We start from the raw sequence: 7,143 nt of genomic DNA, 5'->3' as shown, positions 1-7,143 counted from the left end.
CCACGTGACATGTCTGTAATTACATGCGTGTCATGCGTGCGTCGTCAAGCCGGGGAGGCTATGGAGCGTTGAACGGTCGGGCGGGCACTCCCCTTCGTCACGGGCTGAGACGATGTCCCCCATGCGCATCACCGTCATCACCGGGGGACGTCCCGGCGCCCGATTTGTCCGCGACCTCGTCGACCACGCCTCCGCCTCCCCCACCCCCGCCGAGATCAGCGTCATCGCCAACACTGGCGACGACATCTCGCTGTGGGGTCTGCGCATGTCACCCGACGTCGACGCCGTGCTCGCCGCGCTCGCCGACGAGCCCGACGACGGCTCCGACAGCGTGGCCCGCGAGCTCACCGCACTCGACGTCGGCCCGCAGTGGTTCCCCGTCACCGACCGCCAGGTCGCGACCCACCTCGCCCGCACGGCCTGGCTCGGCATGGGTGCCACCCCGTCCGAGGTCACCGCCCGACTCGCCGAGCGCCTGGGCCTCGCCGACCGCGGGGTGCGCCTGCTCCCCATGAGCGACGTCCCGGTCGAGACGCACGCCGTGCTCGACGGCGAGGAGCAGCAGCAGGCGGTGCACGTCCAGCAGTGGCGCCACGAGCTCGGCTGCCCGCCCGCGACCCGCTTCATCGTCGCCGGCATGGACCGCGCCGCCGCGGCCCCCCGGCGTGCTCGAGGCGATCCGTGAGGCCGACCTCGTCCTCCTCGCGCCCGGCGACCCGGTGCTCTCCATCGGCATCGTCCTCGGCGTGCCCGGCATCCGTGACGCGCTGCGCGGCACCTCCGCCCAGGTCGTCGGCATCACCCCCGAGCTCGACGACCTCGGCCCCTCCCTCGCCGCCGTCGGTGTCGAGCCCACGGCCGATGCCGTCGCCGCGCTCTACCGCGACCTCCGCGCCACCTGGCTCCCCTCCGACGCCTCCCCCCGCCGACGCCCTCGCTCGCGTCTGACGCACGTGATGCCCCGCGGATCGTCGACCGTCGCAGACGACGACCGGTGCGCTCAGAAGCGCGTCGGCAGGTGCGTGGGCAGCGAGCGACGGGGGCCGCGTCGAGGGCGGTGCCCGGCGGTGGCGGTGATGACGACCTGGGCGCGGTAGCGGTGGCCGGCATACGGCTCGAGCAGCTCCGCCATGCGGGAGTCGTCGCCGACGACCCCGTCGAGTGCGAGGGTGACGTCCTTGGCGACGTGGTAGTCGCCGAAGCTCGGTGAGTCGGGGTCGCCGAGGGCGCGCTGGGCGACCTCGGCGGCGGTCCAGACCCCGATGCCGGGCAGGGAGCGCATCCGCGAGTGCGCCTGCTCCAGCGACAGGTCGGCGCACTCGTCGAGGCGGCCGGCCACCCGCATCGCCCGGACGACGACGCGGGAGCGAGCGCCGTCGACGCCGGCGCGCAGCCAGGCCCACGAGGGGATGCGGGCCCAGTCGGCAGGGCTCGGTGGGCAGACCAGGCCGAGCTGCTCCCCCGGGCCCGGGGCCGGACTGCCGAAGCGCCGGACGAGCTGGCGCTGGCTGCTGAAGGCCTCGCGGCCGGTGACCTTCTGCTCGAGCACCGAGCAGACGAGCATCTGGGCGACGAGCCCGTTGGCCGGCACCCGCCAGGTCCGCATCCGCGGCCACCCCCGAGCCACGAGGTCGTGGCGGGGGGTGAAGTCGCTCGGGTCGTCCCGCCCGCCGACGAGGTCCGGCAGGCGCTCGAGCATCCAGTCGGCGCCGTCGCCCCAGGCGGAGGCGAGGACGTCGCTCCCTTCGCTCGTCAGGTGGAGGGTCACGGGACCGTCGGGCGTGGTCCAGGCGAACCACCAGTCGTCGCTGACGCGATGGCTCGTCGGGTCGCCGGAGCCACGGACGAAGCGGGGCAGCACCAGGGCGAGGTCGACGGGCTCGGGCGGCCGGTGGCGTCGCGTCGTCGGGCCGGTGGACGTGCTCACGCAGCCGATTGTGCCGGTCAGGGGTGACATAGCGTGACGGCATGCGACCGACGGAGCACGTGCTCGACATGTTTGCCGTGCCCGGGGACCTCGAGCCGGCACCGGGAGGGCGCGGCCGCAGCGTGCGCGCGGGCGACCTCGTCCTCTCCCCCGGGCGAGATCCTCGCGTCCAGGATCTGCTCAGCCCGATGCTCGCCCGGCTCGCGGTCGACCTCGACACCCGCCCGGGGCGCGACCACCGGGACCTGCGGATCGCGATGCCGGTGCCCGCTCGCGACGGCAGCTGGGTCGTCGACGGCTGGGCCGCCACGCGCTTCGAGCCCGCGGCGCGTGAGCTCACCGACCCCGCCGCGACCCGGGCGGTGGGCGCCGTGCTGCACGCGGAGCTCTCGCGGGCCATCACCTGCTGGCCCCCGGCTCAGGAGCCCCCGGTGGGGCGGTGGTCCGTGGCCGAGCGAGTGGCCTTCGGCGAGGACCCGCTCCCCGACGGGATCGACCCCGAGGTGCAGGGCCTGCTCGATCACCTCGCCGCGGCCCGTGACGACACCGACCTCGGCCCCGCACAGCTCGTCCACGGCGAACTCGCCGGCAACATCCTGCTCGACCCGCATGGCGCTCCGGTCGTCATCGACCTCGCCCCGTACTGGCGGCCGGCCCTGTGGGCGGAGGCGACAGCGGTGCTCGACGGCGTCGTGCGCGGTCACGCTGACCCCTTCGCCGTGGACGAGTGGGTCAGCGGCCCGCGCGGGCAGGCGATGGTGCGGGCCGCGATCTTCCGCGTCCTCGGCGACCGGCCGGCTGACCTGCCCGTCTACGCGGCAGCGCTCGACCCGCTGCTCGCGCGGGATCTGCGCTGAGCCGTCAGCGCTTGCGGAAGGTCAGCAGGATGAAGGTGTAGTCGAGGTCGACCCTCGACCAGTGGACCGGGCGCTCGCTGTGCGCCAGCGTCGCGTCGTCGATCGTGCCGACGAGCTCGAGACCGTGGCGGTCGGCCATGGCCACGAGGTCGCGGATCTCGTCCGGCGAGAAGATGTGGACCTGCGAGCCGTAGATCACCTTGCCCGTCGTGTCCGGCGGGTCCTGGTCGTAGTCCGTCGAGACGACGAGCACGCCACCGGGGCGCAGCAGGCGCGCCGACTCGGCGACGAAGCCCTCGAGGGGTACGCCGTGCTCGATGACCGACATGCAGGTGATGGCGTCGAGGTGCCCGGTCGGCAGACCGGTGTCGGTGACGTCGCCATAGCGGAAGACGACGCCGTCACGCGTCACCTGCGACCCGAACTCGAGGTTGATGCCGATGAGCGACCCGGCCGCGGCACCGAAGCCGTAGAGCCGCAGCCACGGCAGCACCGGCGAGTAGCGCGCGCTGCCGGCGTCCATGACCCGCGCGCTGCGGGACCCGTCGTCGACGAGGTCGAGCACCGCGGCGACCGCGCCGAGGGCGTCCCAGTTCTTGGGGAGGTCGCGGTGGAGCGGCAGACGCAGGCGCTTGGCCTCGTCGGTCGCCCGTCGCCACGTCGCGGCATCGGTGAGCACGCCGGTCGGCGCCACGCTCGCCGGAGCGGGACGGGCGCCCTGCGTCCGCGCCTCGAGCCGCCGCTGGAGGGCCACCCGGCCCCACAGGAGGTGCTCGGCGCCGCGCTTGGCGACGGCGAGCAGGCGGCCGCCGGGAGGTGCGGCGATCTGGCCGCCGGGGGTGGAGTCAGACATGAGGCATCACCTTACGGGGACGGGTCGCGGTCAGTGGTGGGTGTGCCACCGTCCGGGAGGAGGTCGTGGGACTTCGCCCACAGCCAGCCGAGAGCAGCCCAGACGACATCGGCGAGCACGGTGAGGAAGCGGGCGACGACGACGACGGCGGTGGCCGCCGAGACGGACATCTGGGTGGTGAGGAGCAGGACCATGACGCCGTCGCGGACCCCGACGCCTGCGGGCACGACGATGCTGAACATCCCGATGCCGGCAGCCAGCAGGTAGCCCGAGACCGCGACGAGCAGCAGGCGTGAGGCATCGGCGTCGTCCGGGGCGACGTTGCGCGCCATGACCCACACGGCCAACCCGCCGACCAGCCAGGAGAGGGTGAACCACAGGCTCGACAACCCGACGGCTGCGTGGCTGAGGTCGTGCTCGAGCGGCTCGCGACGCAGCAGGCGCAGCAGCGTGCGGATGCCGTGGTTGAGCAGCGGGGGCCACAGCAGGATGCCGAGGACCGCGACGATGAGCAGGAGCGCCCACCACGGGATGACGGCGTCACCCCGGGTGAGCAGCACCGGAAGCGCCGGGAGCCCGGCGATCATGCCCGTGAGCGCGGACAGGGCGATGCACAGCAGGCCGACCACCGCGCTCCGACGTCGCGGGACGCCCAGTTTGGCGGCCATCTCGGTCTGCACGACGACCGACCACACCGAGCCGGGCAGGTACTTGCCGAGCTGGCCGACGAAGAAGACCCCGCTGGCCTGGGCGATGTGCAGCCGCGACCCGAGGTCGGCGAGCAGGACCCGCCAGCCGAGCACCGTGAAGAAGGGTGAGAGCAGCGACAGCACGACGGCCCCGAGGATCGTCACCGGCCCGAGTCGGCCGAGGTCGCCCTGCACCTCTTCCCAGTTGCTCCACAGCGCGATCCCGACGGCGACGAGGACGACGACGAGGAAGCCGATGCGCAGCACGTCGAGGAGCCGCTTGCGTCCGCTCCGCACCGGGGTGGTCGGCGCCGTCATCGGCGCCGGAAGGTCAGTCGCACGAGGGCGTGCGCAGCGTCCGGGTCGTGGCTGACCCGGGAGGCATGACGGACCCGCGAGGTGATGTCGCCGTCGACGTCCCCGACGAGGTCGAAGCCCGCGTCGGCCGCCCGCGCGACGACGGCCTGCAGGTCGGCGGGCCCCCCGACGACGTCCTGACCCACGCCGCCGACCGGCAGGGTGAGGCAGAGCAGGCCGCCCGAGCGCAGCGCCCACCCGGCCTGCGTCAGGGTCTCGTCGACGTCTGCGGCGCTGGCGTCGTCCGGGTGCAGCCGGGTGACGAGGTCGAGGGTCGCGGTGTCGACGGTGAGCAGGGACATCGAGGAGCGGGCACCGGTCAGCTCGACCTCGACCGGTGCGTAGCCCACGGACCGGGCCCACCGACCGAAGGGGGACCCGCTGCCCGAGGCGTCGACGACGAGGGCCTCGCGCCGGTCGCCGTCGCGCAGCCCCAGGAGCACCTCGAGGGCACCCAGAGCCGCCCACTCGGCGATCTCGTCGCCCTCGCGGGGCAGGCCCAGCTCGCGGGCGAGCTCGCGCGCGCGGGTCGCGTCGTCGTCGTGGACGAGCGCGTCGGTCGGGCGCACCCAGGTCGGGAAGTCACCGGGGCCGAGGTCGATCCGCGGGCGGCGGCTGGCCCGAGCGGCCCGCGCGAAGCCCACGAGGTCCTCTGCCCGGTCGGCGACCCGGCCAAGGCGCGAGCGACGGCGCGGCACGGTGCGCGCGGTCGGGTCGGCGCCGATCCCGGCGGCGCTGAGCGCCTCGAGGGAGCCGACGTACCGGGCCCACGGCGCGTGCAGGTCGGGCGCGGTGACGCCGCGACGGATCCGGTCGACCTCGTCGGGGTCGGTGAGCCGCTCGAGCACCTCGACGATCGCGTCCTCGTCCTCGGGGGGCACGAGGTAGCCGTCGACGCCGTCGTGCACCTGGTCGCCGAAGGTGCCCACGTCGGAGGCGAGCACGGCGAGGCCGTGCTGGTGCGCGAGGAGCACGTTCTGGCTCGCCGTCGCGCTGCGATAGGTCAGGGAGAGCACGTCGTGCTGGGCGAGGAGCGGTGCGATGCGGTCGGCGGGCACGTAGCCGCTGTGGATCTCGACGCGGTCGCGCAGGTCGCGGTGCTCGGCGAGGCGGCGGATCTCGTCGCCCGCGTCGCCCCAGATCTCGCCGGCGACCGTGAGCGTGACCCCGGGCACGCGGAGCATGGCCCGCATGAGCACGTCGATCCCCTTGTAGCCGCGCACGAGGCCGAGCGCGAGCAGCCGCGCAGGTCCACGGTGCTCGCGGCGCTCCACGGGGTCGCCGCCGGGCAGGTGCGGGGGCAGGTCGGTGACGACGACGTGCTCGGCGTCGAGCTCACGGGCCAGCCGCGACTGCTCGGCGGAGTGGACGACGACGGCGTCGACCCGGCGAAAGAAGGTGCGCATGAGCGCGGCGTCACCGGGGTGCGGCTCGTGGGGCAGGACGTTGTGCGCGATGACGACGCTGCGCGGCCCGCGCCCGGTCATCGCGGTGCGCCCCACACCGGCGGCCCGCAGCAGGGTGAGGTGGAGCGGCACGACGGGCGGGATGACGTGGACGACGATGATGAGGTCGACGTCGCACAGCCTGCGCCCGGCCCGCACGAGGGAGTCGGGCCGAGCCCAGGACAGGGCACGCACCGTGCGCGGGAAGGGCTCGACGTCCGGGTCCCCTGCGCTGGGCACCGACTGCTCGCCGGGGTAGAAGAAGCTTGGGTAGAGGTGGCTCCACGACACGAGGGTGACGTCGTGGCCGGCGTCCTCGAGCTCGTGGGCGAGGGTGGTCGTGTGCGACGCGACGCCCCCCCTTGTAGGGGTGGGTGGGGCCGACGACGGCGATCTTCAACGAGGCGTCACCGGGACGGCCGTCGGGATCGGGGGCGTGGTGCGCGCTCATCGCGGGCAGCCTATGCGACCGGCCCGACTCATCGCGGGACGTGACCGGTCCACACGACGAGGCGAAGGGGGTCGAGCTCCTCGGGTCGCTCGGTGAGCACGTGCGGGTCCTCCATGATCACCGTGTCGAGGACCGTCCGGACATCGGTCGCGCCGAGGTCGCGCAGCGTCGCGGGCTCCCGGTGGGCCACCAGGACGAGCTGGCCACCGCGGGCGCGGACCCGCTCGTCGAGGCGCCGGGCCGCGGCGAGCACCTGCTCCGGGTCGTCACGCAGTCGTCCCGTCGTCGCGACGGAGGGTACGCCGCACATGCCGCGCGTCACCTGCGTCCAGTGGTTGACGGCCCAGTCATCGACGGCGAGGACGACGTCGCCGGGCTCGAAGGCGTCGCAGTAGGCCTCCGCCGCCGCGAGCCCCCCGGCCTCGACGCGCTCGTCGTGGTGCGGCCACGTGGCCAGGCCGGTCGGGACGGCGGTCGCCGCGAGCAGGGCGACGAGGGCGCCGCCCGCGGCGACCCGACCCCATCGCTGCCGCGCCCTGCCGGGCACCCCACCAGGCGGCGGCG

Annotated in this window: 8 protein-coding genes and 1 pseudogene; 3 read left to right on the top strand and 6 right to left on the bottom strand. The window is 74.4% G+C overall.

From position 1 onward, the window contains the following. The first annotated feature begins 121 nt into the window (after positions 1-121). Together B277_RS15120 and B277_RS16280 are read left to right on the top strand one after the other, a co-directional pair. Positions 122-685, top strand: a complete 564-nt coding sequence (locus B277_RS15120; protein WP_007929841.1) for a 2-phospho-L-lactate transferase CofD family protein — start codon at positions 122-124, stop codon at positions 683-685. Beyond that, on the top strand, positions 666-1,097 hold the full coding sequence (locus tag B277_RS16280; protein ID WP_007929840.1) for a 2-phospho-L-lactate transferase CofD family protein: 432 nt from the start codon (positions 666-668) through the stop codon (positions 1,095-1,097). Before B277_RS15120 ends, B277_RS16280 begins: the two co-directional genes overlap by 20 nt. On the opposite strand, the gene B277_RS15115 is transcribed toward B277_RS16280, so the two are convergent. Continuing rightward, positions 1,001-1,927, bottom strand: a complete 927-nt coding sequence (locus B277_RS15115; RefSeq protein WP_007929839.1) for a DNA-3-methyladenine glycosylase family protein — start codon at positions 1,925-1,927, stop codon at positions 1,001-1,003. The two genes, B277_RS16280 and B277_RS15115, sit on opposite strands and share 97 nt — an antisense overlap. Positions 1,928-1,968: 41 nt before the next feature. Between B277_RS15115 and B277_RS15110 the strand changes: the two genes are divergently transcribed. Continuing rightward, a complete protein-coding gene (locus B277_RS15110; RefSeq protein WP_007929838.1) occupies positions 1,969-2,784 on the top strand; it encodes an aminoglycoside phosphotransferase/kinase family protein in 816 nt (271 codons plus the stop codon). A 4-nt stretch (positions 2,785-2,788) separates the two neighbouring features. On the opposite strand, the gene B277_RS15105 is transcribed toward B277_RS15110, so the two are convergent. From B277_RS15105 to B277_RS17695, 5 genes and pseudogenes are all read right to left on the bottom strand, one after another. Continuing rightward, on the bottom strand, positions 2,789-3,637 hold the full coding sequence (locus B277_RS15105; protein ID WP_007929837.1) for a methyltransferase domain-containing protein: 849 nt from the start codon (positions 3,635-3,637) through the stop codon (positions 2,789-2,791). Between the two features lie 11 nt (positions 3,638-3,648). Next, positions 3,649-4,644, bottom strand: coding sequence for a lysylphosphatidylglycerol synthase domain-containing protein (locus tag B277_RS15100; protein ID WP_007929835.1), 996 nt, complete (start codon positions 4,642-4,644; stop codon positions 3,649-3,651). Beyond that, positions 4,641-5,876 carry a glycosyltransferase gene (locus B277_RS19340; protein WP_238539420.1) on the bottom strand — a complete coding sequence of 412 codons (1,236 nt, stop codon included), beginning with the start codon at positions 5,874-5,876 and terminating at the stop codon, positions 4,641-4,643. Before B277_RS19340 ends, B277_RS15100 begins: the two co-directional genes overlap by 4 nt. A 177-nt stretch (positions 5,877-6,053) precedes the next feature. Then, positions 6,054-6,428, bottom strand: a pseudogene (locus tag B277_RS19335) (glycosyltransferase family 4 protein); the annotation flags it as partial. Positions 6,429-6,607: 179 nt separating this feature from the next. After that, positions 6,608-7,143: hypothetical protein (locus B277_RS17695; RefSeq protein ID WP_238539419.1), on the bottom strand; the 536-nt coding region annotated here is incomplete at its 5' end.

It is taken from the genome of Janibacter hoylei PVAS-1, from assembly GCF_000297495.1.
Taxonomy (GTDB): domain Bacteria; phylum Actinomycetota; class Actinomycetes; order Actinomycetales; family Dermatophilaceae; genus Janibacter; species Janibacter hoylei.
The sequence above is the reverse complement of the archived record's forward strand: the minus strand, read 5'-3'. Positions and strand labels throughout refer to the sequence as shown.

Excerpts from the sequence above, each read along its gene's own strand:
- B277_RS15120 (WP_007929841.1), top strand. The coding sequence starts at position 122 with ATGCGCATCACCGTCATCACCGGGGGACGTCCCGGCGCCCGATTTGTC.
- B277_RS15110 (WP_007929838.1), top strand. The coding sequence starts at position 1,969 with ATGCGACCGACGGAGCACGTGCTCGACATGTTTGCCGTGCCCGGGGAC.
- B277_RS15105 (WP_007929837.1), bottom strand. The coding sequence starts at position 3,637 with ATGTCTGACTCCACCCCCGGCGGCCAGATCGCCGCACCTCCCGGCGGC.
- B277_RS15100 (WP_007929835.1), bottom strand. The coding sequence starts at position 4,644 with ATGACGGCGCCGACCACCCCGGTGCGGAGCGGACGCAAGCGGCTCCTC.
- B277_RS19340 (WP_238539420.1), bottom strand. The coding sequence starts at position 5,876 with ATGCGGGCCATGCTCCGCGTGCCCGGGGTCACGCTCACGGTCGCCGGC.